Here is a 495-nt window from a genome sequence, read left to right as displayed (position 1 = left end):
GTGCTGGCGGTGGGAGCGGGGCGGGCGCCGAGCGTGCCCATGTTCTCCATGGCGCGGCGCAGGAGGCGCTGGCGCCGGAGCTTGGAGGCTTCGTCGGGGTTGGAGGGGTCTTCGGCCGCCACGTCGTCCTCGTCAAAATCCCAGTCGTCCAGATCACCGGACAGCTCGTCCGCAGTCTGGCCAGAAGCCCCCGCGTTGTCACCGGGGAACGCGGTGGAGCGGGGAGAAGGCAGCGGCTCGAATGTCGCCTCGACGATGGCCTCGACGAGGAATTCGTTGGCGTCGCCCGCCGAGCGGACGTCCGAGCGGATGAGGGCTTCCAGGTGGGCGTCCACCTGCTGGAGGGCGGCCTCGAAGGAGGCGGTGAGGTTCTGGGCGGGGTCGTTGGACTCGTCGAAGGAGACGATGCGCCACAGGTCGTCCTCGCTGGCGCGGGCGGGACGCACGGGCGGTGTGGCGGACGCGGGGAACTTCGGGGGCTGGACGGCCCAGAGG

General features: G+C 71.1%; 1 pseudogene. It reads right to left on the bottom strand.

Annotated features, from left to right (window positions below):
- Positions 1 to 495 (bottom strand): annotated as a pseudogene (locus tag D7X96_RS39175) (J domain-containing protein); the annotation flags it as partial.

This window comes from Corallococcus interemptor, assembly GCF_003668875.1.
GTDB lineage: Bacteria > Myxococcota > Myxococcia > Myxococcales > Myxococcaceae > Corallococcus > Corallococcus interemptor.
This window is presented reverse-complemented; position numbering and strand designations above follow the sequence as displayed.